At 42.6% G+C, this 25,629-nt stretch carries 16 protein-coding genes and 8 pseudogenes; 21 read left to right on the forward strand and 3 right to left on the reverse strand.

Annotation, left to right across the window (positions count from 1 at the left end):
* Positions 1 to 8: 8 nt before the first annotated feature.
* Positions 9 to 659, reverse strand: a complete 651-nt coding sequence (locus JCM21738_RS09545) for an alpha/beta family hydrolase (RefSeq protein ID WP_148296086.1) — start codon at positions 657 to 659, stop codon at positions 9 to 11.
* 327 nt (positions 660 to 986) lie between these two features.
* Between JCM21738_RS09545 and JCM21738_RS09550 the strand changes: the two are divergent.
* The 14 genes and pseudogenes from JCM21738_RS09550 (at position 987) to JCM21738_RS09615 (ending at position 17,123) form a co-directional block, all read left to right on the forward strand.
* A pseudogene (locus JCM21738_RS09550) lies at positions 987 to 1,875 on the forward strand (nitrilase-related carbon-nitrogen hydrolase).
* A gap of 108 nt (positions 1,876 to 1,983) precedes the next feature.
* Positions 1,984 to 3,332 (forward strand): annotated as a pseudogene (locus tag JCM21738_RS09555) (NAD(P)-dependent oxidoreductase).
* A 21-nt stretch (positions 3,333 to 3,353) separates the two neighbouring features.
* Positions 3,354 to 4,639, forward strand: a pseudogene (gene preA / locus JCM21738_RS09560) (NAD-dependent dihydropyrimidine dehydrogenase subunit PreA).
* A 71-nt stretch (positions 4,640 to 4,710) separates the two neighbouring features.
* A complete protein-coding gene (hydA, locus tag JCM21738_RS09565) occupies positions 4,711 to 6,129 on the forward strand; it encodes a dihydropyrimidinase (RefSeq protein ID WP_023614023.1) in 1,419 nt (472 codons plus the stop codon).
* 203 nt (positions 6,130 to 6,332) lie between these two features.
* Positions 6,333 to 7,806 (forward strand): annotated as a pseudogene (locus tag JCM21738_RS09570) (NCS1 family transporter).
* A 16-nt stretch (positions 7,807 to 7,822) separates the two neighbouring features.
* Entirely contained in the window at positions 7,823 to 8,038 is a 216-nt protein-coding gene (locus JCM21738_RS09575; RefSeq protein WP_023614026.1) for a hypothetical protein, read from the forward strand.
* Positions 8,039 to 8,056: 18 nt separating this feature from the next.
* Positions 8,057 to 8,284 (forward strand): hypothetical protein, encoded by a 228-nt coding sequence (locus JCM21738_RS09580; RefSeq protein WP_023614027.1) that lies wholly within the window; start codon positions 8,057 to 8,059, stop codon positions 8,282 to 8,284.
* A 148-nt stretch (positions 8,285 to 8,432) separates the two neighbouring features.
* A pseudogene (locus JCM21738_RS09585) lies at positions 8,433 to 10,051 on the forward strand (PucR family transcriptional regulator).
* 148 nt (positions 10,052 to 10,199) lie between these two features.
* Complete coding sequence (locus tag JCM21738_RS09590) at positions 10,200 to 11,666, forward strand: CoA-acylating methylmalonate-semialdehyde dehydrogenase (protein ID WP_023614029.1); 1,467 nt, start codon at positions 10,200 to 10,202, stop codon at positions 11,664 to 11,666.
* A 44-nt stretch (positions 11,667 to 11,710) separates the two neighbouring features.
* On the forward strand, positions 11,711 to 13,066 hold the full coding sequence (locus JCM21738_RS09595) for an aspartate aminotransferase family protein (RefSeq protein ID WP_023614030.1): 1,356 nt from the start codon (positions 11,711 to 11,713) through the stop codon (positions 13,064 to 13,066).
* Between the two features lie 271 nt (positions 13,067 to 13,337).
* Positions 13,338 to 14,432, forward strand: coding sequence for an alanine dehydrogenase (gene ald, locus JCM21738_RS09600; protein ID WP_023614031.1), 1,095 nt, complete (start codon positions 13,338 to 13,340; stop codon positions 14,430 to 14,432).
* A 495-nt stretch (positions 14,433 to 14,927) separates the two neighbouring features.
* On the forward strand, positions 14,928 to 15,689 hold the full coding sequence (locus tag JCM21738_RS09605) for a MerR family transcriptional regulator (RefSeq protein WP_023614033.1): 762 nt from the start codon (positions 14,928 to 14,930) through the stop codon (positions 15,687 to 15,689).
* A gap of 179 nt (positions 15,690 to 15,868) precedes the next feature.
* Positions 15,869 to 16,142: pseudogene (locus tag JCM21738_RS09610) on the forward strand (YkvA family protein).
* A gap of 153 nt (positions 16,143 to 16,295) precedes the next feature.
* Positions 16,296 to 17,123, forward strand: coding sequence for an STAS domain-containing protein (locus tag JCM21738_RS09615; RefSeq protein WP_023614035.1), 828 nt, complete (start codon positions 16,296 to 16,298; stop codon positions 17,121 to 17,123).
* Positions 17,124 to 17,161: 38 nt separating this feature from the next.
* Here the strand turns inward: JCM21738_RS09615 and JCM21738_RS09620 are convergent, their stop codons facing one another.
* On the reverse strand, positions 17,162 to 18,904 hold the full coding sequence (locus tag JCM21738_RS09620; protein WP_023614036.1) for an AAA family ATPase: 1,743 nt from the start codon (positions 18,902 to 18,904) through the stop codon (positions 17,162 to 17,164).
* A gap of 334 nt (positions 18,905 to 19,238) precedes the next feature.
* Here JCM21738_RS09620 and JCM21738_RS09625 point away from each other — a divergent pair, with 334 nt between their 5' ends.
* The 4 genes and pseudogenes from JCM21738_RS09625 to JCM21738_RS09645 all read left to right on the forward strand — a co-directional run bounded on the left by JCM21738_RS09625 (position 19,239) and on the right by JCM21738_RS09645 (position 22,657).
* Positions 19,239 to 20,483: an MFS transporter gene (locus tag JCM21738_RS09625; protein ID WP_035209271.1), complete on the forward strand. Its 1,245-nt coding sequence runs from the start codon at positions 19,239 to 19,241 to the stop codon at positions 20,481 to 20,483.
* A gap of 166 nt (positions 20,484 to 20,649) precedes the next feature.
* Positions 20,650 to 21,150 carry a CBO0543 family protein gene (locus JCM21738_RS09630; protein WP_023614038.1) on the forward strand — a complete coding sequence of 167 codons (501 nt, stop codon included), beginning with the start codon at positions 20,650 to 20,652 and terminating at the stop codon, positions 21,148 to 21,150.
* Between the two features lie 104 nt (positions 21,151 to 21,254).
* Positions 21,255 to 21,709 (forward strand): annotated as a pseudogene (locus JCM21738_RS25695) (DUF6044 family protein); the annotation flags it as partial.
* A 120-nt stretch (positions 21,710 to 21,829) separates the two neighbouring features.
* Complete coding sequence (locus JCM21738_RS09645; RefSeq protein WP_023614041.1) at positions 21,830 to 22,657, forward strand: undecaprenyl-diphosphate phosphatase; 828 nt, start codon at positions 21,830 to 21,832, stop codon at positions 22,655 to 22,657.
* A gap of 56 nt (positions 22,658 to 22,713) precedes the next feature.
* On the opposite strand, the gene JCM21738_RS23255 is transcribed toward JCM21738_RS09645, so the two are convergent.
* Positions 22,714 to 22,866, reverse strand: a complete 153-nt coding sequence (locus JCM21738_RS23255; RefSeq protein ID WP_081742094.1) for a YpzG family protein — start codon at positions 22,864 to 22,866, stop codon at positions 22,714 to 22,716.
* Between the two features lie 215 nt (positions 22,867 to 23,081).
* Between JCM21738_RS23255 and JCM21738_RS09650 the strand changes: the two genes are divergently transcribed.
* The 3 genes and pseudogenes from JCM21738_RS09650 (at position 23,082) to JCM21738_RS09660 (ending at position 25,556) form a co-directional block, all read left to right on the forward strand.
* Positions 23,082 to 24,023 carry an ABC transporter ATP-binding protein gene (locus tag JCM21738_RS09650; RefSeq protein ID WP_023614042.1) on the forward strand — a complete coding sequence of 314 codons (942 nt, stop codon included), beginning with the start codon at positions 23,082 to 23,084 and terminating at the stop codon, positions 24,021 to 24,023.
* Positions 24,020 to 24,964 (forward strand): ABC transporter permease, encoded by a 945-nt coding sequence (locus tag JCM21738_RS09655; RefSeq protein WP_023614043.1) that lies wholly within the window; start codon positions 24,020 to 24,022, stop codon positions 24,962 to 24,964. The genes JCM21738_RS09650 and JCM21738_RS09655 overlap by 4 nt, the downstream gene beginning before the upstream one ends.
* A 35-nt stretch (positions 24,965 to 24,999) precedes the next feature.
* A pseudogene (locus tag JCM21738_RS09660) lies at positions 25,000 to 25,556 on the forward strand (GNAT family N-acetyltransferase).
* Positions 25,557 to 25,629 lie beyond the last annotated feature (73 nt).

The following is a 25,629-nucleotide window of genomic DNA, read 5'->3' on the forward strand; positions in this document are numbered from 1 at the left end:
CTTATTCTTTAAAAGTTGCTAATTTCAGTTATTACCTTTTTCAGTACATCAATCGAATCAACCGGCCGATTTGAATAGTTGAGACTGTGCTCTGTTCCAGGTATTAATAGTGTCTGCATATTTACCTTATCTTTAAGTTTCTCAAATTTTTCAGCTATAAAATATGGATCTTCATCGCCGATGATGCATAACCCAATTTGTGTGGATGAAAGCATCTTATCCATAACATAATCCAACTGCAAAAGCGGAGTAAGCCAGACTATCTTGGCGTCTTCGAAACCTTTTCGATTTACTATTGAAGACAGTGCAATGGTTCCTAATGATTTCCCAATCAAAGTATAATCTCCGTATGGTTGGTCCTTAAGAATTTGATCAAGAACTGAATTGACATCTTCGGTTATTTGCTGTATTTCTTCTTCCAAGGTTAAAGATCCCGATTGAACAGTATTATAATCATAGTTAACATGAAGGACATCAAAACCTTTATTTAAAAAAACTCCGGTAGAATAATGGAATAGCGGACCCTGGACAGTATATCCTCTACCAGGTAGCATCACAGCTAGAGAACCTGTTTGCTTATTTTGTTTGATAAGCTGAAATGGTACAGGCCGGTTGTTATAACCAGCGACGGAATCTTTGGTAAAAGTGTACATTTTCATGTCTCCTTAAAAGTTTTCTCTATTATACATGAATTTTCTGAATATGGAATAAACAAAAATACCAGAAAGATACCTAATCCTTCTGGTATTTTCTTATGTATCTTACAAAATGAACAGTACACGCTGTACATCTTTTAACATTATGTATAGTGCAAACAAAATTGGTAAACTGTAAAATGAACATAAGTTTCTAATTATTCTGAAAACAAAAAGAGGGGGTTATAGTAGTACATACCATGTCAAACACCAAGAGATTTGTCGTTTACTAAGGAAATGTGTAAACGCTTACAAAATGCGACGACAAACTATATATCAGGGGGAATCAGAATGTCGGATACTGTAAAAATAGGGCTGATCCAGGCATCTAATGATGTAGATGGTCATGAGCCGGTGGAGGTTCATAAGCAGAAGGCGATCGAGAAGCATATCAGGCTGGTAAGAGAAACGAAGGATAAAGGAGCACAGGTCATCTGCCTCCAGGAGATTTTCTATGGTCCGTATTTTTGCTCGGAACAGAATCCAAAATGGTATGACGCCGCTGAGGAAATTCCGAATGGGCCGACGACGAAGCTGTTCCAGGAGCTGGCGAAGGAACTGGGCGTTGTCATTGTACTGCCTATTTATGAGAGAGAGGGGATTGCAACCTACTATAATACTGCGGCGGTAATTGATGCCGATGGGTCGTATCTAGGAAAATACCGAAAGCAGCATATCCCGCATGTTGGTGTGGGGGATCAGGCTGCGGCTTCTGGGAGAAATACTATTTCAAACCAGGCAACCTCGGTTATCCGGTGTTCGATACGGCTTTTGCGAAGATAGGTGTTTATATTTGCTATGATCGTCATTTCCCTGAAGGTGCCAGATTACTAGGATTAAAGGGAGCGGAGATTGTATTGAATCCGTCCGCAACAGTTGCCGGTTTGTCTGAATACTTGTGGAAGCTGGAGCAGCCTGCCCATGCTGTCGCGAATGGCTATTATGTTGGGGCTATCAACCGCGTTGGCGTGGAAGGTCCATGGAATATGGGCGAGTTCTATGGCCAATCTTATCTGGTTGATCCTCGCGGCAATTTTATTGCGATGGGAAGCGTGATAAAGATGAAGTCATTATCGGTGAAATGAATAAGAAGTTGATAAGGGAAGTCCGTGATACTTGGCAGTTCTATCGTGACAGACGACCGGAAACGTATGAAGATATGACAGCACTTTTACCATAACCACCATCAGACCAGGAAGGCTTTACAGTAGGCGGATGTAAAGCCTCTTTCTGTCCGTTCTTTTAAAAAGGGGAGGTTGTTTGCTTGAGTAAAGGGAATATCTCGAAAATTTCATATGAAGATCTGCAAGTGAACTTTCAGGAAGTCCATCCAGGACTGACGAATCAGGAAGCAGTCGAGGAATCCAATCGCTGTCTGTACTGCTATGATGCGCCATGCATCCAGGCATGTCCAACGGGAATTGATATCCCTGCTTTTATAAAAAAGATTGCTTCTGGAAATCTGAAGGGCTCAGCGAAAACGATCATGACCGCAAATCCGATTGGGGCAAGCTGCTCGCGTGTCTGTCCTACTGAAGAGCTGTGTGAGGGTGCGTGTGTTCTGAACCATTCAACCAAGCCAATCATGATTGGAAATCTGCAGCGCTATGCAACAGATTGGGCGATCAGGAATGAACAGGTCCTTTTCCATGCTGGCGAAAAGAATGGAAAGGCTGTAGCATCGTAGGCAGCGGCCCTGCTGGTTTATCAGCAGCAAGGGAGCTTGCATTGCTCGGTTATGATGTAACGATTTACGAAGCGGAGGATAAGGCAGGCGGGCTGAATACTTACGGAATCGTATCATTCCGGCTTCCGCAGGCCATCTCTTTCTGGGAAGTACAGCAGGTTGAGAGCCTTGATGTTAAAATCCGTACCAATACAAGAGTCGGAGTCGATATATCCGTTGAGGAAATCATGGACCAGCATGACATTGTTATCTTGGCTGTCGGGATGTCAAAGGTGCCAGAGCTTGGCATCGATGGGGAAGATCTAGAGGGTGTCTATGACGCTATTGAATTTGTCAAGGCGACAAAAACGAAACCGATCGACTACCAATTGTTAGGCAAAAAGGTTGTGGTCATCGGAGCTGGGAATACAGCGATTGATGGTGCGACATGTTCTGTAAGGCTTGGGGCAGAAAACGTTAAGATCCTCTATCGCCGCACGGTTGAAGAAATGACGGCCTACGATTTTGAATATGATTTTGCCAAGCAGGATGGTGTAGAATTCCGCTGGCTGACGGCACCTGTGAGGATTATTGGGGATGAAACCGGAAAGGTCAAGGCGATTGAGTGCGTGAAGATGGTGCTGGGTGAACCAGGTGAGGATGGCCGCCGGCGACCGGTACCGTTGGATGGCTCAGAGTTCCTTTTGGAAGTTGATGCAGTAATTAAGGCGATTGGCCAATCACGATATGTCGGATTGCTGGAAGCATTTGGACTTGAGCACCGGGGCGGTGTCGTAAAGATTGATCCCGAAACGTATCAGACCTCAAATCAGAAAGTGTTCGCGTGTGGCGACGTCATTTTTGGCAAAGGACAGGGAGAAGCGATGGTTGTTTCTGCAGCTCAGCAGGGCAAGGACACTGCCTACGCGATTCATCAGCTGTCGTCGAAGCCGGTTCCAGAAACAGCGTAATAAACAAAGGGAGGTAAGTGCATGGCAGATTTACGTATCAATTTGGCAGGAATCCAGTCGCCGAATCCGTTTTGGCTGGCTTCTGCTCCGCCAACGAACTCGGGCTACCAGGTTCAGCGTGCCTTTGAAGCGGGATGGGGCGGCGCTGTCTGGAAGACGCTTGGCGATCCGATTTTGAATGTCTCATCCCGTTTTGCTGCTGTCAGTTTCAACGGCCAGAAAGTGGCTGGCTTCAATAATATTGAATTGATTACCGACCGGCCGCTCGAGGTGAATTTAAAAGAAATTTATGAAACAAAGAAGAAATTCCCAAATCATGCTATCATCGCTTCCCTGATGGTCGAGCCGAAGCAGGAAAAGTGGCATGAGATTGTGAAGCGTGTGGAGGATGTCGCGTCGATGGACTTGAATTGAATTTCGGCTGTCCTCACGGTATGGCTGAACGCGGAATGGGTGCGGCATCCGGCCAGGTGCCTGAGCTTGTACAAAAGCAGACTTACTGGGTAAAGGAAGTCGCCAAAACTCCAGTCATCGTGAAGTTGACTCCGAATATCACGGATATCACTTTGACGGCTGAGGCAGCGGTCGAAGGCGGAGCGGATGCCATCAGTATGATCAATACGATTAACAGCCTCGCGGCGGTCGATATTGATACTTGGGATACCGTGCCGCATGTTGGCGGGAAAGGGGCACACGGCGGTTATTGCGGCCCAGCGGTGAAGCCGATTGCCCTGCACATGGTCGGCGAGTGTGCCAGAAATCCGCGAATCCATGTACCGATTTCCGGTATTGGCGGCATCTCCAACTGGCAGAATGCTGTTGAATTTATGCTGATGGGCGCAACAGGCGTACAGGTTTGTACCGCCGCGATGCACCATGGCTTCCGGATTGTTGAAGATATGATAGAAGGTCTGAACAATTATCTTGATGCCAAAGGAATTGCTTCGGTTTCGGATCTGGTCGGCAAGTCTGTCCAGAAATACTCTGACTGGGGCGACCTGGATCTCAACTATAAGATTGTGGCACGGATTAATAATGATTCTTGCATTAACTGCAATAAATGCCATATTGCCTGTGAAGACACATCGCACCAATGTATCGATATGCTGAAGGATGATAGCGGAAAGAGTTATTTGAAGGTTAGGGAAGAGGATTGCGTTGGCTGTAATCTATGCTCGATTGTCTGCCCGGTTGATGGGGCGATTGATATGGTCGAGGTCAAGAGCGGGCTGCCGCCGATGACATGGAATGAACGCCAGGCAGCGCTTGGAGCCCTGGCTTGCGGTGTAGACCCGGTACCTAAGTGATTGTTTTTCGGTTGCGAACAGGCAAGCAATGAAAGAACTAAAATTTCCAGCTTTTTAAAGGAGGAGAATGCATGAAAAAAGTGATTAAGAATGGAACGATTGTTACGGCAACAGATACGTTCCGTGCAGATGTGTTGGTTGAAAATGGTGTCATCAGCATGATTGTCGATAATCTTAACGATCAGGGAGCGGAGGTCGTGGATGCAACAGGCTGCTATCTTTTCCCTGGGGGAGTGGACCCGCATACTCATTTTGAGATGCCATTTGGCGGGACGGTCACGAAGGATGATTTTGAAACAGGGACGATTGCTGCTGCGTTTGGCGGGACGACGACCGTTATTGACTTTTGCTTGACGGACAAAGGGGCTCCGTTGAAAAATGCGATCGACACTTGGCATGCGAAGTCGAAGGAGAAGTCGGTAATTGACTATGGGTTCCATTTGATGATCGGTGAAATCAATGATGATGTACTCAGCCAGCTTCCTTCAGTAATTAATGAGGAGGGGATCACATCATTTAAGGTCTTTATGGCCTATAAAAATGTCCTGCAGGCGGATGATGAAACATTATTCAAAACACTGATTGCCGCCAAGGATCTCGGCGCCCTTGTCATGGTCCATGCCGAAAACGGCGATGTCATTGAGTATTTGACAAAGCAGGCGCTGGCACAGGGGAATACGGATCCGATCTATCATGCCTTAACGAGGCCGGCGGAAATCGAAGGAGAAGCGACTGAACGGGCATCGACATTTACAGGACTTGCGAATTCCCAGCTTTATGTCGTCCACGTATCCTGCGCTGACGCTGCAAGGAAAATTGCTGAAGCCAGGAATAAAGGCATTGATGTGTGGGGAGAAACCTGCCCTCAGTATCTGGTGCTCGACCAATCTTACCTGGAAAAGCCAGACTTTGAAGGTGCAAAATATGTCTGGTCACCTCCGCTCCGTGAAAAGTGGAATCAGGAAGTATTGTGGAATGCCTTAAAGACTGGACAGCTGCAAACTGTAGGCTCGGACCAATGTTCATTTGATTTTAAAGGGCAAAAGGAGCTGGGACGAGGAGATTTCTCGAAGATTCCAAATGGAGGCCCAATTGTTGAAGACCGCGTTTCGATTCTTTTCTCTGAGGGAGTCCTAAAGGGAAGGATTTCGCTTAATCAATTTGTCGATGTTACTTCCACAAAGGCTGCCAAGTTATTTGGGTTATATCCGAAAAAAGGAACGATCGCTGTCGGTGCAGATGCCGATCTTGTCATTTTTGATCCTACAGTCGAAAGAACGATTTCTGCGGAGAGCCACCATATGGCGGTTGATTACAGTGTGTTTGAAGGAATGAAGGTCACAGGTGAGCCTGTTTCCGTTTTATCTCGAGGAGAGTTTGTCATTCGCGATAAAACATTTGTCGGAAAGCCAGGTGCAGGCCAGTTCCTCAAGCGTGCTAAATATGGCGAGGTAAAAGCAAACCTGACAAAGGAAACTCTAACTTTATAAATCCAGGACACCATGCAATCAATTTCAAGAATTCGAGACAGTGAATCCCATTTACCACAGCAAGGGGGATTTCCCCTTGCTGCTGAATCTTGTTCATTTTGATAACTTATTGGAGGTGAGTATTAGGAATTTGCCTGTGCTCATTGTTTCCTACCGTCTTTTGAATTCAGAAAATTAAGTTTATTCTACCTGGAGGTGTCTGAATGAGTAAAAAAGGAAGTTACTTGAAATCGCCTGATTTACTGCCAATTTCACATGGTGACAGGAAAATCAGTGCATTCGGTTTTGCTGTCATCTGGGTCGGAATGGCTGTAGTCCTGGCTGCGTTTGCGATTGGCGGATCTGGGATTCAAACTTTGCCTTTAGGCTGGGTGATTGTTGCTACGCTCGTTGGTTCCGTCGCTATCGGGATTTTCATGACGATTATCGGTGATATCGGGGTGGAACACGGCTCTCGTTCCCGGTCTATATGCGGGCGCCGTTCGGAACGTTCGGGACTCATATTCCTTCACTAGTGCGCGGAATAACCGCATCCTGCTGGTTTGGGATTAACACTTACTTTGGCGCAACTGCTATCAATGGAATCCTGAATTTATTGTATGGTTTTGATAACTGGTTCATCTGCTTCGCATTATTTGCAACTGTACAGCTTGTGAATACTGCTCTTGGCATCAAAGCGGTTGAGCGCTTTGCTGATCTGGCAGCTCCAATCATCATCATCATTTCTTCCTGGATGTATGTGTCGCTGTCTGATAAAGCGATGGCAGAGGGAAGAGACATTTGGGTGTGGGTGGAAAGTCCAGTGACCGGCGGTGCCGCGTTCACCGCGTTCATGGTTGTTGTCATGGCGAATATGGGATTCTGGGCAACACTGGCGGCTGATATGCCGTCGTTATCGAGATTTTTTAAGGCACCTAAAAACGAGCGGAATTGGCTCAAGAGAAATAAAGCGCAAATCGCGGGCAGCATCATTGCCATGCCGATCGTCAATACATTCATGGTGATTATTGGTGCGGTCTCCTATGTGGCCGTCCTGAATTATGATCCTGTTGTTGGACTTCAGCAGGCGGCAAACGGATTTATTTTAGGTGTGCTTTTACTAATGATCGTATTAGCACAATGGTCAACAAATACTTCTGCAAACGTCATCCCGGCTGCAACGATTTTCTCGAATGTCGGCGGACCAAAGGTTCCTTTCTGGTAGGTGTCATCATGGCGGGTATCGTTGGGATCATTGTTCAGCCATGGAGTCTGTTCGGGATCATCATCCCTGCATTGCTTGTCATTGGCGGTATTTTATCAGCGATCGTAGGCATCCTTTTCACGGATTACTATATTCTTCGCAAAAGGCGAGTAAATGTCCAGGAACTGTATGAGGAGCATGGACAATTCAGGTATTTGAATGGATTCAATATGGCAGGAATGATTGCATGGATCTTAGGCGGAGCGGCTGCTTATATGATGCCATCCTACTCGTTCATTGTCGGATTTGCTGTCGGCGCGATTGCCTACTATGTACTGGCGAAATACTGGTGGTTCGAGAAATACAAGCAAGCGGAAATCGAGGATCCAAGTGACGAAAAGTACCTTGGTATCACAGTTGGCCGCGACTGGAGCATAGAAGAAGGTGTTGAGACGGTTGTAGTTCCAGAGGCGACAAACCCTATCAATACTTAATGGGAGCGTGAAATCATTGTCAGAGTACCAGGAATTTTTACAGGAAAGAGACCGGCTGGATTTTATGATCCAGCAGGGCTACAGCATCAAAAATATCACCGAGAATTTAAGTGGGGCCTTTGTAGAATTAGAAAACAAAGAAGGAGAGAGTGAAACCTTGCAAATCCTCACTCCAGATGCAAGGAAATATTTTTCAGTCCTTTTGTTGAAACAGCAAAAAACAGGTGTTTAAAAGGAGGAGGGTTGAACAGTGGAATATTTATTGAAGTGCCGAGGGAATGCCTTTCCCTGTGAAGTGACGATTGATGAAGACAATGGACGTTATATGATTAAGAAAGACGATTCAAGCGGTGAGGTGTTCAACTCTTCAACTGAGGTGGTCCATTGGATTTTAGACAACTGGGAGATTGATGACTTTTACGATCAATCACAATTTGAGGAAATGCTAAGTGAATTACGAGACATTCATTTAGTATAATTTGCAGTCAAGAACAGCTAATCAGCTGAATTTCGGGTTGGTTAGCTGTTTTTTTATAGGTGAATATACTGAAAAAACAGAAAACGACACATTTTTCGGTGAGATTATTTTATAGTAAAGGATAACCCTATGAAAAGGAGGTTTTTCTTTGAATTCTTATCTTACTGTAAAAGATCTTTTGCAAAGAAAGCATTTTGAAAATATTGAAGTCATTGCCGGCAAAGAAGGATTATCCAGACTTGTGAAATGGGTTCATGTGGTCGATGTGACGAAGATCAGAAATCTTTTGAACGGGAATGAATTGATTTTATCGACAGGGCTTGCCTGGAAAGAGGACAAGGCCATGTTCCTTTCGGTGGTGGAGCAGCTGATCGAATCACAAGCTTCAGGGCTATGTATTGAAATCGGTACATACACAACTTTTTTGCCTGAGGAAATCATTGAGCTGGCTAACGAGCAGCAATTTCCAATAATACTTTTTTAAACAAGAAGTGCCTTTTGTTGAAATAACACAGGATATACATACTCTCCTAATCAATCACCAATATCAAATGATCTCAGACTTGGAAGGCTATTCTCAGGCGCTGAATAAGAACCTTTTAACGATTGAAGATCATAATGACATCCTCCATTTTATCCAGCAATATCTAAAGATTCAGGTCATCACCATTTTTAGTCACCATGAAATACAGTTCACCCCAAAAGTAAATGAGAAGGAACAGGACGAACTAATGAATATTATTGAAAAACACGCTATGGGTCCTGCCTCGCCATCTGTTGCAAGCATGCCGATTCAGCTTCTCGGAGACAGCAAAGCCGAGCTGATTATCTATTGCAAAGACAGGGTTATAACAGATTTTGATCAGCTGATTCTCGACAGGACTGCTACCGCACTTGCTCAGTTTCTTCTAAGGAAGCACTATGTGGAGGAGAAAAAGCGGGCAGAGGAATCGGAATGGCTGATGAGCTGGCTTGACGGTGAATACAGCGAGGAGTCGATTCATGAGTACCTGGCTTATCACATGCCGGGGATGAAACCAAAGGGAGCATTCGTTTGCCTCTGCAAGCTCGATCCATTCAATAAATATTCAAACGTCGACTTAACGTATTTCAAGCTTTACACGAGGACGATTTTTGAGCAGCAGGCTTTACGTTGTTCAATTGAAAAGAGATTCGCTGATTTTTATCTTTCTGAATAAAAGAAATTCATCCACCTGGAAGCAGCGGATACGTGAAGGGATTGAAAAGCTCGTTCAGCAGGATTTTAAGGTTGGCAAGCATAAATCCAAGCTGGAGCTGGGGGTAGGTAAATACGTAGAGGATTTGACAAACCTCAATCTCAGTTATCAGACCGCGATTGAAACCATTCGGATCCAAAATCGTTGCGGCCAGCAGGTGATGAGCTATTTTTATGATGATCTTCATATTTACAGGCTGATTTCGCATTTGAACCGGCATTTGGATTTGAATGAAATTGTCCTGGAATATCTCGAACCAGTTATCTGCTATGACAAAAAGTATAATGGCAAGCTGATGGAAACATTGAAAACTTATCTTGCCTGTAATGGATCCAAGCAGGAAACTGCGAAGCGGCTCTTTGTCGTGCGGCAAACCTTATACCACCGGATTGAAAAGCTGGAAAAGCTGCTTGGTGATGATTTTATGAATCATGAAAAACGGCTTGCCATTGAATTCATGCTCCATTCCTATGAATTCCTGCTTTCGTCAAAACAGGGGAAACCGGTTGAACAGGAATCATTGTCGTAATTTACTGATCATGCTTTTTTCATTATGTGCAATCTTTAAAGCTACATATTTTACATAATGTCTAATGAAAGCATGGATCAAATAAAAGATAATTTACTATAAGGTAAGATTTTTAAATATTTCGAAAAAATAAGGAGGTTAAGAAGTAATGACTGTCATAAAAAATGAAACAGCTGTCTTGAAGAATTACATCAATGGAGAATGGGTGGATGCGCAAAGCACAGAAGCGCTCGATGTGCCAAATCCGGCAACAGGTGAAGTGCTGGCGAGGGTGCCGATATCCACAAAAGCAGATGTCGATCTAGCAATAAGCGCTGCGAATGAAGCCTTCAAAACATGGAAAAATACTCCGGTGCCAAAAAGGGCGAGAATTTTATATAAGTACCATCACCTTCTGACAGAAAATCATGAAAAGCTGGCAAAGCTGATCGTTCAGGAGAATGGTAAAGCCTATAAGGAAGCACATGGAGAAGTGCAGAGGGGCATCGAGTGTGTAGAATTTGCAGCTGGGGCGCCAACGCTGATGATGGGAGAAAGTCTGTCAAATATAGCGGAGGATATCGACTCTGAGATGTTTCGTTATCCGCTGGGTGTAGTTGGCGGAATCACGCCGTTTAACTTTCCGATGATGGTGCCGCTGTGGATGTTCCCATTGGCAATTGCATGCGGAAATACATTTGTCCTTAAGCCATCTGAACGAACACCGCTATTAGCGAATGAATTGGTTGGGCTGTTCAGTGAAGCTGGTGCGCCGAAGGGAGTTTTGAATATCGTTCATGGAGCCCATGATGTCGTGAATGGACTGCTAGACCATGAGGATGTGAAGGCGATTTCTTTTGTTGGCTCACAGCCAGTCGCCAAATATGTCTATGAAAGAGCGGCCGCTCAAGGGAAACGCGTCCAGGCATTATCTGGAGCGAAAAATCACCACATTGTCATGCCGGATGCGGATATGGAAAAGACCGTTACACATATTGTCAGTTCGGCTTATGGAAGTGCCGGTCAGCGATGCATGGCGTGCAGTGCTGTCGTTGTTGTTGGCGAAGGTGAGCAGTTCGTCCAGGCCTTAAAGCAGAAGGCAGACGAGCTTGTGATTGGTAATGGTCTGGATGATGAGGTTCTTCTGACTCCGGTCATCAGGGAATCACATCGTGAAAAGGTGCTGGGTTACATTGAAAAAGGTGTGGAAGAAGGTGCAACGCTGTTGCTGGATGGACGAAATGCACTCGACGAATTGAAGGAAGGTACATTCCTGGGACCGACGATTTTTGACGATGTCACCCCTGAAATGACGATTGCGAAGGATGAAATTTTCGCACCGGTATTAAGCTTGCTGAGGGCGGAGGATTTGGATGAAGCACTTGAGTATCTTCGAAAATCCCGTTTCGGAAATGGTGCAACCATCTATTCAAAGGATGCAAGGGCCATACGAAAATTCAGAGAAGAAGCAGATGCAGGAATGCTGGGAGTCAATGTTGGCGTACCGGCAACCATGGCTTTCTTCCCATTCTCCGGCTGGAAAGACTCCTTCTATGGAGACCTTCATGTAAATGGCAAGGATGGGGTCAATTTCTTTACTCGTAAAAAAATGATCACTTCCCGTTTCGATTATTAAATATACGTATTAAGCATGAAATAGAGCTTAGGAGGAAGGCAGGTATGACTAAAATTAAACAAGGTGAGGATTTCCTCACAAAAGACCGGGATTATATCTGGCATTCCATGAAGCCGTACAGTCCTGACAGTACATTGATTGCCGAAAAGGCGGAAGGCTCATGGGTGACAGACCATAAAGGGAAAAGATATCTGGATGCCATGGCTGGACTGTGGTGTGTGAATGTTGGGTACGGAAGGACTGAACTTGCGGATGCAGCGTATGAGCAGCTGAAGCAAATGGCTTATTTCCCGCTCAGCCAGAGTCACATTCCCGCGATCAAGCTTGCGGAAAAATTAAATGAACTTCTTGGCGACGACTATGTGATCTTCTTTTCGAACAGCGGTTCGGAAGCGAACGAAACGGCCTTCAAGCTGGTAAGACAATATCATCAGCAAAACGGAGAGCCAGAACGGTACAAATTTATTTCCCGCTACCGGGCATACCATGGTAATTCAATGGGGGCGCTGGCGGCAACAGGGCAGGCGCAGCGGAAATACAAGTATGAACCGCTTGCTCCCGGCTTCCTGCATGTGGCCCCGCCGGATTTATACAGGGATGCCGATCAGGCCGATATGAATGGTGCTGATCTGCAATCGGTCAAGGATATCGACCGCGTGATGACCTGGGAACTGAGCGAGACGATTGCCGGTGTCATCATGGAGCCGATCATCACGGGCGGTGGAGTCATTGTCCCTCCTGATCAATATATGAAGGGTGTAAAAGAGGTTTGTGAAAAACATGGAGCCCTCTTGATTGCAGATGAGGTTATTTGCGGATTCGGTCGCACAGGAAAGCCATTTGGCTTTATGAATTACGATGTCAAACCGGATATCATCACGATGGCCAAGGGAATAACCAGCGCCTATCTCCCATTGTCGGCAACGGCCGTTCGCAAGGAAATCTACGAAGCTTTTAAAGGTTCAGAGGAATACGATTATTTCCGCCATGTCAATACGTTTGGAGGAAACCCTGCGGCCTGTGCCCTGGCGTTGAAGAATCTGGAGATCATGGAAAATGAGCAGCTATTTGATCGCTCAAGAGAGCTTGGGGATTATTTAAAGCAAGGTCTGTCGTCAAAGCTTAAAGGTCTTCCTTTTGTAGGGGATGTCAGAGGAAAGGGTCTGCTTGTCGGGATTGAGCTGGTGAAAGATAAAACTTCAAAGGATCCTCTGGGAACGGATCTTGTGAATAAAGTCATTGGCGGGTGTAAACAAAAGGGACTGATCATTGGCAAGAACGGGGCTACTGTAGCTGGCTACAACAATGTCCTGACGCTTGCTCCGCCTCTGAACATTGAATTTGAAGATTTGGATTTCATCATCCAGACACTGTCTGAAGAGCTGAAAGCAATTCAGTAAAATCACCATCTAGGACACTCGTAATCCATGAAGCTAGAGGGAATTGCGGGTGTTTTGTACTTTAATAGGAAATTATAAAATATTTTCAATGTGAATAACTATCCAGGTTTTCTTAATCCAGCTCCAGCGCCTAGCCCCTCGAGTCGCTTCGGTCCGCACAATGAAGCCAAAGAACGACTTCACTGGTCGGCCCTCCAGCGCTTGTCGGGGCTGAACGAGGCGCTTGCGCTTTTTGTTCCACATACTATTTTACTTGAAAGGTAGATGGACGATGAGAATTGGTGTACCTAAAGAAGTCAAGAACAACGAGAACAGGGTTGGCCTCACGCCAGCAGGGGTGATGCAGCTGACACAGCACCAGCATAAGGTTGTCATTGAAAAAGCAGCAGGTGTTAATTCCGGGTTTATTGATGAGCTTTATATAGAAGCTGGAGCCGTGATTGCCGAGACGGCCTCAGAGGTTTGGAAAAGTGAGATGGTTATCAAGGTCAAGGAGCCAACGCCAGACGAGTACAAGTATTTTTATGATGGCCTGATTTTATTTACGTATTTGCACCTTGCTGCTGACCGGCGGTTAACGGAAGCCTTAATTGAAAAGAATGTCGTGGCTGTCGCCTATGAAACTGTTCAGCTCCCGAATCGGACATTGCCGCTGCTCACACCAATGAGCGAGGTGGCCGGAAGGATGGCGACACAGATTGGAGCAGCATTCCTTGAAAAAACACACGGCGGAAAAGGTGTTTTGCTTGGCGGGGTTCCAGGTGTCAATAGGGGGAAAGTGACGATTATTGGCGGAGGCGTGGTCGGTACGAATGCTGCGAAGGTCGCAGTTGGCCTGGGAGCGCAGGTGTCCATTCTTGATGTAAGCCCTGAACGGCTCAGGGAACTCGATGATATTTTTGGCTACAGCATAACGACCTTGATGTCTAGCCCATATACGATTGCGGATACCGTTGCTGAATCGGACCTTGTGATCGGGGCAGTCCTTATTCCAGGTGCGAAGGCACCGAAGCTTGTAACGGAAGAAATGGTGTGCTTGATGCAGGAAGGTTCTGTGATTGTCGATGTGGCGATTGACCAGGGAGGGATCTTTGAAACTGCCACCCATGTTACCACCCATGCCAATCCAACCTATGTAAAACATGGGGTTGTCCACTATGCAGTCGGAAACATGCCGGGCGCAGTTCCGAGGACATCAACAATAGCCCTGACCAATGTGACAGTTCCTTATATTTTACAAATCGCCAATAAAGGATACGAGCGAGCCTTTATAGAAAATGATGCCTTACATAAAGGGCTCAATGTCCTGAATGGAAAAATCGTCTATGAAGAAGTTGCAAAGGCACACCAGATGACGATGATTTAGATTGAATGAGCAACTTTAAAAGCTAAAAATTCTGAAATACCAGATTTAGTCGTCCTGAATTCTAGTATAATGAAAAGAGAGAAAAATAAAATTAAAGAAATGAAAGTGGAATTAACAATGATTGATGGGAAAGTTCTGTTTGATTCCAACAAGGTTGCTGAAAGGGAAGCGTATCAATTCGAATGTTAAACTTTAGAACAAGCTGATAATCATCGGCTTGTTTTATTTTTCATTTTTATCTGTCAGGAAAAAATATCATTTCTATTTCTTCTATTATATAAGCATTTCATATGTGATAATTTTTAACAATCGTATAAGAGTGTAAATACGTAAATTTTTGTTGTCGACGGAATCCTCAGTAAAAGTGTACATTTTCATGTCTCCTTAAAAATTTTCTCTATTATACATGGATTTTCTGAATATGAAATTAACAAAAATATATTGACTCTGACGCAGTGTTATAGTTTACGCTCTAAATGTGGAGGTGATCGAGATATGTACAAAGTAAAAGAAGTTGCGGAGACGACTGGAGTAAGTGTGCGTACTTTGCATCACTATGATCGTATTGGTTTACTCAAACCGGAGAGGGTGTCCTCTTCTGGATACCGGCTTTATTCAGATGAAAATCTGGAGCGCCTTCAGCAAATTTTAGTTTTCAAGGAAATGGATTTTTCTCTTCAAGAAATCAAGGACATTGTTAATCGGCCAGATTTCAACCGCAAAGAAAATCTTAAAAAGCATAAAGAATTGCTTTTAGCGAAAAAAAAGCGGCTTGATGAGATCATTCGGACAGTGGAAATGACAATCGATTCAATAGAAGGAGGTTATCAAATGAAGAATAATGATATGTTCAAAGGTTTTGATATGAAGGAAATCGAAGAACATCAGAAAAAATATAGTGAGGAAGCGAAGGAGAGATACGGTAAGGAGACTGTCGAAAAAGTAGAGAAGAGAACTATTGGATATTCTCCTGAAGACTGGGGTGAAATCCAGAAGAAGACAGATGAAATTTATAAGCGAGTCATTGCCGGAATGGACCTCGGTCCAGAAGACCCAGGAGTACAGCGAGCAGTAGCGGATTGGCGCCAGTTTATTACTGATCATTATTATGATTGCACCCTGGATATATTTCGCGGGCTAGGGGATTTATATGTCGATGACCCACGGTTCACGAAAAATATAGACAAATACCAACAAGGACTAGCAGCGTTTTTTAAAGAAGCAATACATTACTATTGCGATCAGCAAGCAAAGTAAATCATTTTATAAAGCTCGGAAGCAGCCAATTGATATTGGCTGTTTTTTTATTGTCGATTGAAACAAAACTCTATTTCCTGCGTATAAAGATATAGCGTTACAGTTTTTTCGTCTGTTTAGGTTTTTATAGATTCCATAAAAGTGAATGAGGGTATTACTATTACGAAGGAGGTTTTTTCATGAAGAAGTTCTTCAAAAGAATTAGGCTTATATTTAAAGTGAAAAGGTTTGTTCCTTTTTTAATAGAATTCTTTACTTCTAAAATGGTCCCAGTAAAGCAAAAAGTAATTTCAGTTGGTTTGATTATCGGCTATTTTCTCCTGCCGTTTGATATCATCCCCGACTTCTTGACGCTGATAGATCGTAGATGATGTAGGCGTGCTGCTTATCATTTTTCAACAGATCATAAAAATGGCTTCTCCTGAGCTGAAGGAAAAACATGGATTAGATTAAAATCAGATAGATAAATCCAATATTACATGGTTGAAATGGATCACCACGTTAATATTTCTTAAAGGGGAATATATTTGATATAATTCAAAAAAAAGACTATCTTGCACTTTTCCTATAGCCACAATGGTGCATTTCCAGATGGGGGGAAGCTTAATGCACAGAAATCAAGAGTTATATATATATCTAAAAGAAAACACCCGCAATTTAACTGAGGAATGGTATCAAAATATTGATAGAACTAAGACAGCAGGTGTTTATGCGTCAAAGGAACCTGATGTCATAAAAGCCTTAAAAGAGCAAAACCATGATTTTCATCTGCATTTTATTGAATTATTTAATAAAGGGGAAAAAGATTTTTTCCAGGACTTTGAACCTTGGATTAACGAAATTGCCAGTGATATCGAACATATTAATACACCTATCCATTATGTGATCAGGGAATTTAAAAACGTCAGGAATCAGTATTTTGAATATCTCCGAAAATTTGCTGAGGTACATCCAGAGATAACAAGAAAAGAAGTTGATGTCTGGTATGATGTCATCCTTAAAGAAATGGATGAAGTCATTTTACGATTTGTTGAAGCTACATATAAATACTCGCAAACCGTTTTGAAAGCCCAGCAGGAGACAATCAACGAATTAAGTGCACCTGTTATCTCGTTAAGCAACCATCAAGGCTTGCTGCCTCTAATTGGAGATATTGATACATCCAGGGCGAAAATGATCCTTGAAAACACACTGAAACATTGCAGTCAAAGAGGGATACACCATTTGTTTGTCGATCTATCCGGTGTGGCGATGATAGACACAATGGTTGCCCACCAGTTATTCCAGCTTTTAAATGCATTGAAACTAATAGGCGTGAACACAACTCTTTCTGGTATCCGGCCTGAAATTGCCCAGACAGCCGTACAGCTAGGCCTTTCCTTTAAAGATACAAAAGTTCGAACAAACCTGGCCCAGGCTCTTGAGCAAAAGTAAAAAAGGCTTTCCACTGTGTGGAAAGCCTTTTACACTTGTTAAGCCATTATATATTGATCCTCACGAAATCCATTTTTATCCTGGACAATCTCATCTACTTCGGAACCTTCGAGTGTTTCTTTCTTTAGCAATTCATCTACTAGTCGTTCAAATTGATTCCGGTTGGCATTTATGATCATTTCGGATTTTTCTAAAGCGTTATCGAAAAGCTCCTGCATTTTTGTTTCTTTTAAGCCTTTGCTAAATGTAAGTGAGAAACCTTCCTGAAGCAATCCGGTGTCAACCATTTGCTCAATGATCTGTTTAGCCTGTTGGACATCTCCGCTTACCCCAATACTGTGCTCACCTAGAATCATCCTTTCAGCGACACCGCCAGCAAGAATCATGGCAATCCGGTCGATCAAATCGCTGTGAGTAGACAATTGAAGCTCTTTAGGAATTGGAGCAACATAACCGAGTGCCTGTCCACGAGGAATGATCGTTGCTTTACGGACTGAACCAGGTTTAGTAACAGCTGATACCAGAGCATGTCCTGCCTCATGGATTGCTACCCTTCGCTTTGTGTCGGCATCCTGAAGGGTGCGGGACGTGCTTCCGAGTATTGTTCGGTCAAGAGCATAATCAATATCACTCTTCGAAATGAAATCCTGTCCATTCCTTAACGCCCGTCTGCTTGCAGTTTCAAACAATGAATGCAGCTCTGCGCCTGAGAATCCAGAAGTGCTTTCTGCCAGGTCATCCAATGCTGCGACTACATTGTCAGCAAGGTTTTTTCCTTTAATATGAATATCGATGATCTCTCTTCTCCCTTTCGTATCTGGAAGAGGGACGTTAAATGAGAAATCGATACGTCCAGGGCGCAGGAATGCATCATCAAGCATGTCTTTTCTGTTTGTAGCAGCAATGAATAGGATGCCATCGTTAGAATGTCCCCCGTCAAGCTGGACAAGAAGCTCTGTCAGTGTCTTTTCACCTTCTTCACCGCCATGGGGTTTACGCTTGCCTGCAAGAGCATCGACTTCATCGATGAAAATTACAGCCGGGCCTTGCTTGCGGGCACTTTGGAATAAGCTGCGGACACGTGATGCACCTACACCGATGAACATCTCATTAAATGCAGATCCACTGGCTGAGAAGAAATTGGCATTCAATTCACGGGCAATAGCTTGAGCAAGCAGGGTTTTACCTGTGCCTGGAGGTCCGTATAACAGAATCCCCTTTGGAGGCTTAATGCCCATCTTGGATGATTTTTCTGGATTTTTCAAGATTGATAGAGTCTGTATGATTTCCTCTTTCATTTCTTCTTGCAATCCACCTACATCTGCTAAGGTAATGGAAGGCAGGGGGGTAGGTTTTGAAAGACTGTTTTTCATTCTATTGCCTGTGCCTATACCTCCTGTTTTCTTTTGGATCACGAACGCAGTAGCCATCAACAGCAATAACACTCCACCAAGGATCCAAGCGCCATACTTACTGTTGTTCGTATACTCATAGTTTATATTGTATTTCTCTACTAATTTCTCAACCATCTGGCTGCCTGGAGGAACTTGGGAAACAAATGTTGAATCATTTGTCTCAAGTACGAGAGTTCCATCCATTTTTTCAATAAGTGTTGCTTCGCCACCATTCAGGCCCTCAATAGACTTGACAAGCGAAGAAAATGGAACAGATACTTTATCATCAGTATTTTGAACGACAAATGTCACTGTTAACGTAATTATAACCATAAACGCCGCAAAAAGCGGAAGGATCTTAGAAACAAACTTCGGATTTGAATTCATAGTTTCAGCTCCTTATCAATTCAATTCTAAATACCATTATAAGTAATATATCAACGTTATGAATGGGTAAATTGTACGACTAGCAGTGGTAAATAAATGAAATTAATAGGCTTGATGTTTAGAAATGTTGCTATGACGGGTATTGAGTATGTTTTTCTGTATTTGTTGTTGGGAAAATTCATGTGGACAAATTGTGACATTAATCTAAAATGGAAAAAAATACAAGTAAGAACACGATAGCTACTTGAAACTTTTGGAAGGTAAAGATAGGATGGAGAGAGAAATACTTAAGTAATATTCTGACATTTATATTCTGTACTCAGGAGGGGTCTTTTTGAAGGGCTGGAAAAATCCCATACTCTTGGTTTTGGGAATTGGGGTTTCAAACATTGGTAATTGGATTTATTTTGTGGCTATAAATTTATTAGTATTAAAATTAACAGGCTCTGCCGCTGCGATTGCAGGATTATTCATCATCAGGCCGTTGGCGATTCTCCTGACTAATACTTGGGCTGGCAGCGTCATAGATTGGGTCAATAAGAGAAGGTTAATGATTTCCATTGATGTTCTTCGGGGTATTTTAATTGCGATCATTCCATTATTTACTTCTTTAGTTCCGATTTATATTATTATGTTCTTAACAAATATTGCTGGGGCATTTTTTGGCCCAACTTCAGAAACATACATAACGAAGCTTGTACCTCCTGAAAAGAGAAAACGCTTCAATTCAATTTTTTCATTCGCAACATCCGGGGCAATGCTGGTTGGCCCGAGTGTGTCTGGACTGCTGATCATGTATGGAAGCATAAGTACAAGTATTTATATTAATGCAGTAACTTTCTTTTTATGTGCTGTAGCAATTTTCTTCCTGCCTGATGTCGATGAACGTGCAGCGAATGAACAGTATAGGGATCGAATTACGATGAAAATGATTGCTGCCGATTGGAAGGCTGTAATCAATTTCGGGAAAACAGCAGCAGGGTTTATGGTGGTTTTCCTGGTTTTTCAGTTCATTACATTAATCTCATTTGCACTTGATTCACAGGAGGTAACCTTCATTCAGCAGGTTGTCGGCTTATCAGAACAGAATTATGGATTGTTGGTAAGTCTTACGGGAGCTGGTTATGTGGCTGGTTCATTTGCAGTGTCAGCTCTGGCGAATCGTCTTTCTATAAAAATGCTGCTGGGAGCGGGGTCCTTTTTGTCTGTAACAGGATACTTGCTGTTTTATCTTGCTTCTGCAGACACAGTGCCTCTGGCTGTCATTGGCTTTATAATTATTGGGTTCTTTTCTCCATTTTCTTTTACGGGATATACAACTTTTTTCCAAAACAATGTTCCGGTTGACTTAATGGGAAGGTTCAGCAGTGCGTTTGCCTTCTTTCAGGCAATGATCCAAATCGTCTTAACGTTGCTATTAGGTTATTTAGCGGAATTAGTGAAACTGCAAACAGTCACTATCGCATTCTCCGCACTGGGGCTCTTGCTGGCTGTTGCTCTGACTTTAATCATATTCCTTCAGTCAAAAAAAGATCTATTCATCCTTGAAGCAGAGAATAACTTAACAGAAGAAGGTTAGTAATGCTGTACTGGCTTAAATCCAGTACAGCATTTTTTATAGGGGGAAAAACTTAGGATCTTCCGACAAGATACAAAAAAACAAAATGATTGGCAGAAAATAGATTTGATGATATCCAGGATTAACATAGGAATTTAGACGAGGTGTAATAAAGGGAGGGAAGAGCTTGTTCCATGTTGTATTGATTGCAGGTGGGGTCGCATTGTCTGTCGGAAGAGGGAATTGGCAAAGGTGGAAGGAGTTTTTACCTGCTTTTTATTTCTGGGCCTTGTTTAGCTGTTTCTATGAGTATATTTCCTACATCGGAAACAAACATCTGTGGGAATTTGACGAGAACTTCATGAGTCTATTCGTTACGGAAACATTATATACGTTTTTTTTACCAAGCATGATTGTTTTGTTCCTGGGCGGTTTTCCTGAAGAAAGAACTAAAAGGTTCTTGTATTATTTAAAGTGGATTTCTTTGTCGGTCATTATAGAGGCAATTGCACTTAAAATGGGAGCTATCAAATTCGCACACGGCTGGTCGATGGGCTGGGAAGTATTTTTCTGCAGCACAATGTATACCATGCTCAGGCTCCACTGTAAGAATCCTTTGAATGCGTTTATTCTTTCGATATTCTTTGTCTTTTTTTATTTAATGATCTTTATCTACCAACTTGTTTGAAGGTAAATAGCTCACATGCTGATTGTTTGGCAGTTAAGGGAATTGTTTCAAAAAAAGGTGTAAATTTTATTTAAGCAAAAATGAAATTTGAGGTGTAATGTGATTTGTATTACTTTCAGGATAAAGAGCCGATATTCATCGTGTTTTCTCTGATTGTGAAATCACTCTTCCTATCCCCTTATTTTATTTTAGGAGACGATGCCCATATCCGTGTTCATGACAATCTAGACTCGAATTTGGCATGGTATAAGGTACTTGCTGAGAGTGGACAGATTGCCGGATCATTACAATCCAGGATTCCTCAAATCATTAAGGGCTGCCAAGGAATGCACTTGGAACCGAGTACAGCCTGATTGTGTGGTTATATGTATGGTTTCCAACGATGATTGCCTATGGAATAAGCCAGGCAATCACCAGGTTTATCGCCTTTCTTGGAATGTACCGGGTTTTGAAGGACCACTTTATTAATGGTAAAGATCAAAGCCTGATTCGGATTGGGACTGCACTTGCTTTTGCCCTAACCCCTTTTTGGCCGTCTGGGATGCTTAGCACTTTGGGAATGCTTGACTAAGTGTCCGAATAAAGATAATAATGAATGAGTGTATTTTTTTTGTAAGGTTTTCGGAACATGGTAAGTACCCAATATTTAATTTTAACTTAAAAGGAGCAAGACCACTTCATGAACATTTGGGAATTATTTGTGGCATTTATACTAGGGTTAGTAGAAGGATTAACTGAATTTGCGCCTGTTTCGTCTACTGGTCATATGATTATTGTCGATGACCTCTTATTGCATTCTAAACAATTATTTACAGAACCTGTTGCCAATACCTTTAAAGTAGTCATTCAATTAGGATCTATATTAGCAGTGGTCATTGTGTTTAAGGAAAGATTCATTAACCTATTGGCGCTGAAAAAAGGTGTTTCAATCGGAGATTCCAAAGGAAGGCTAAGCTTGCCTAAGGTGATTGTTGGTTTGATTCCCGCCGGGTTGACAGGAGTTTTATTTGAGGACTATATTGACGAATACCTATTTTCGGTAGAAACAGTCATAATCGGATTAGTAGTCGGTGCATTTCTATTAATTCTCGCAGACCGCTTTCAACCAAAACAACTTAAGACTGAAGATGTTGATCAAATCAGCTATAAACAAGCATTAGGAGTAGGTTTGTTCCAGTGTCTCGGATTATGGCCAGGATTCTCAAGGTCTGGTTCAACAATTGCTGGAGGAGTTATTCTTGGTATGAGCCACCGGGCCGCTTCCGATTTCACTTTCATCATGGCGGTTCCAATCATGCTTGGCGCCAGCGGCATTTCCCTATTGAAAAATTGGGGATATTTCACGATGGACGCACTGCCGTTTTTCACCGTTGGTTTCCTTAGTGCGTTTGTCTTTGCTTTGATATTCATTAAATTCTTTTTGAGGTTAATCAACAAAATTAAATTGGTGCCTTTTGCGATTTATCGAATCATATTGGCAGCTTTGATTTATTTTATATTTCTTTAGTTTGAAAAGGAAAAGGCATTAAGTGCCTTTTCCTTTTTTACGTTTACAAATATCCTTTACCAGCGGTGGGCTTTTGCGTTCCCTCTCGCAAGAATGGTATTCTTCGTGACCTGAGTCTGGCCATTCACTTGAGAATTTAATCGCTTGCGCCTTGTCCAAGTGTGGTGGAAAAGTTCTGAGTGCGGATCCAAATGATCTTTGTAACTCATACTATCACCTCAGGGATGGATTTTTGAAACGTCTGATATTCGTAAGAACATCACTATTAGCATTTGTATTATCAAATAGCAATATACATCAGTGAACTTGAGTGGAGCAATTAAATTTTTTTGCTTTTTTTGTAACTTTTTACAATATTCATCGTATTAACCTACGAGAAAGCAAATTAGAATACAAATATTTTTAAAAGAGAAGAGGAGATTCTATGTCGCAATTTGCCCTTGAGGTAAAGGCGTTAACAAAGACAATTGGTAAAAAAACAATTGTTGATGATGTGAGTTTTAAAGTGGAACGGGGTGAAATTTTCGGACTCCTGGGCCCTAATGGTGCAGGGAAAACAACAATTATCCGAATGATTGTTAGTCTGATTAATCGCACAGGAGGAACTGTGCTAATTAATGGATATGATTTGGATGATTCCTTTACAGAAGCAATGAATGAATTAGGCGCTATTGTGGAAAACCCGGAATTCTATAAATACCTTAGTGGATATAAAAATCTCAGGCATTACGCTCGTATGGCATTAAGCGATATTACTGAAGGGCGGATTAAGGAAGTGACCGAATTGGTAGGTCTTGAAAATGCAATAAATGACAAAGTTCGTACATATTCCTTAGGGATGCGCCAACGCCTGGGGGTTGCACAAGCCATTTTACATAAGCCTTCTATTCTCATACTGGATGAGCCAACAAACGGACTTGATCCTCAAGGCATCCGTGAATTCCGAGATTATTTACGCTTGCTGGCAAGCCATGGAACATCTGTGTTAGTCTCGTCGCACTTATTATCAGAAATGCAGCTAATGTGCGACCGGTTTGCGATTATTGAAACGGGAAAACTGATCCATATATCTTCCATGCATGATAATGAAACTTCAGAGGCTAAAAAGGCAAAAACGATTGAAGTGGAACTATCAAATCCAACACTTGCTTCCAAGCTCTTAACAGAACACATGGCCGATGTGAATGTGACTTCTAGTAAAGGCACGCGTCTGACCTTATCCGTGCGAAAAGAACAAATTCCAATGATCAATAAGCTATTTGTTGAAAATGATATAGATGTTTTTGAAATCTTAAATGTAAAAGCAACGCTTGAAGACCGCTTCTTGGAAATCACAAATAAAGACAAAAAGGAGGAAATGGTATGATTCCTTTAATACAAAATGAATTGATGAAAATTTTCGGCAAAATGGCAAGCTGGATATACATGATTGTTATTGTACTCGCAGTTTTAATCGCAGGAATTATTTATTCCAAATTCAGCGCAGACCCTAACCTAAATTGGAAACAGGATACACAAGCTGAAATTACCATGCTTAAAAACCAGATGGCATCTGCTTCCGGTGACGAAAAGAAAATGATTCAAAACCAAATTGAGCAGACCCAGCAATTTTTGGATCAGGACATAAATCCAAATGAGAAAACAAACTGGCATTTTATGAATGATGTTGTTGTAGGTGTCAGTTCACTTGTCACTTTGTTCGTGGTAGTTGTAGGCAGTGCCAATGTTGCGGCAGAATTCTCTGATGGAACGATCAAACAGCTTTTGATCCGTCCTCATCAAAGATGGCGAATCCTCCTGTCAAAGTACATAGCTGTCATCATTTATGCATTATTATTGGTCCTGACATTAATCGTATCTGGCTATATAATTGGATTACTCCTATTTGGCAGCGGTGATTTCAATATGAAGATGTTTGAAATCACGCTGGAAGGTAGAAAAGTGGCAATTGTCGGGACACAATTCTTGTTGAAAATGCTTTACTTCATTCCAAGCCTTCTCATCATCATGACAATTGCTTTTATGCTGTCAACATTGTTTAAAAGCCAGGCTCTTGCAGTTGGAATAGGTATCTTTGTCCTGTTCTTTTCATCGACACTAGGCGGGATTATCCTGATGCTTGCTGACAAATATACTTGGGCGAAATTATTGATTTTCCCGCATTTGGATTTGACAGTCTATGCTCTCCAGGATAGGATTCTTGAAGATATAACATTGCCAATATCCCTTTCAATACTTGCTGTGTATTACGCAGTATTTATGATGCTAACATTTTTATTTTTCCAAAAGAGGGATATCAGTATTTAAAGAGAATAAAATAAAGTTGGAAGGGGAGAGGGACGGTGAATCCTATTTTATTGGATTTTCCAACTGAATTTGAAACGGACCGGCTTTTGATCAGGATGCCGCTGCCCGGTGATGGTGCTGTAACTTGTGAATCAATCAATGCATCATTAAAAGAACTCCAGCCCTGGATGCCGTTTGCCCAAAAAGAACAATCGGTTGAAGAAACGGAAGTAGTGATCAGACAAGGGTATGTGAATTTTTTAAATCGGTCAGACTTGAGGCTCCTTGTATTCAAGAAAGACACCGGGGAATTTGTCGCCTCATCTGGTTTACATAGAATTAACTGGGACGTACCCAAGTTCGAAATCGGTTATTGGATCGACACTCGATATTGTGGGCAGGGTATATGACAGAGGCTGTCCAGGGAATCACAGACTTTGCCGTTCGGGAGCTTAAAGCCCGCAGAATCGAAATTCGCTGTGATTCACTGAATACCAAAAGTAAGGCAATTCCCAAAAAATTAGGCTTTGCTCTCGATGGCATACTAAAGAATGATTCAGTTTCAGTTGAAGGTGAACTAAGGGATACTTGTATTTATTCTAAAATATTTTAACAAGTTGTCATTATATTATACCTTAGTCGGACAAAACCGGGCGTTGGGCAGGTGCTTTTGTCCGAAGTGATAC

Origin of the sequence: Mesobacillus boroniphilus JCM 21738, from assembly GCF_000517385.1 — a bacterium.
Classification (GTDB): Bacteria; Bacillota; Bacilli; order Bacillales; family Cytobacillaceae; genus Mesobacillus; species Mesobacillus boroniphilus.

What these genes read in the sequence shown, in the direction of transcription:
- JCM21738_RS09620 (WP_023614036.1), bottom strand. Translation starts at nt 18,904, where the DNA reads ATGAATTCAAATCCGAAGTTTGTTTCTAAGATCCTTCCGCTTTTTGCG.
- JCM21738_RS23255 (WP_081742094.1), bottom strand. Translation starts at nt 22,866, where the DNA reads ATGAGTTACAAAGATCATTTGGATCCGCACTCAGAACTTTTCCACCAC.
- ald (WP_023614031.1), top strand. Translation starts at nt 13,338, where the DNA reads ATGAGAATTGGTGTACCTAAAGAAGTCAAGAACAACGAGAACAGGGTT.
- JCM21738_RS09645 (WP_023614041.1), top strand. Translation starts at nt 21,830, where the DNA reads ATGAACATTTGGGAATTATTTGTGGCATTTATACTAGGGTTAGTAGAA.
- JCM21738_RS09650 (WP_023614042.1), top strand. Translation starts at nt 23,082, where the DNA reads ATGTCGCAATTTGCCCTTGAGGTAAAGGCGTTAACAAAGACAATTGGT.
- JCM21738_RS09655 (WP_023614043.1), top strand. Translation starts at nt 24,020, where the DNA reads ATGATTCCTTTAATACAAAATGAATTGATGAAAATTTTCGGCAAAATG.
- hydA (WP_023614023.1), top strand. Translation starts at nt 4,711, where the DNA reads ATGAAAAAAGTGATTAAGAATGGAACGATTGTTACGGCAACAGATACG.
- JCM21738_RS09605 (WP_023614033.1), top strand. Translation starts at nt 14,928, where the DNA reads ATGTACAAAGTAAAAGAAGTTGCGGAGACGACTGGAGTAAGTGTGCGT.
- JCM21738_RS09545 (WP_148296086.1), bottom strand. Translation starts at nt 659, where the DNA reads ATGAAAATGTACACTTTTACCAAAGATTCCGTCGCTGGTTATAACAAC.
- JCM21738_RS09595 (WP_023614030.1), top strand. Translation starts at nt 11,711, where the DNA reads ATGACTAAAATTAAACAAGGTGAGGATTTCCTCACAAAAGACCGGGAT.
- JCM21738_RS09590 (WP_023614029.1), top strand. Translation starts at nt 10,200, where the DNA reads ATGACTGTCATAAAAAATGAAACAGCTGTCTTGAAGAATTACATCAAT.
- JCM21738_RS09615 (WP_023614035.1), top strand. Translation starts at nt 16,296, where the DNA reads ATGCACAGAAATCAAGAGTTATATATATATCTAAAAGAAAACACCCGC.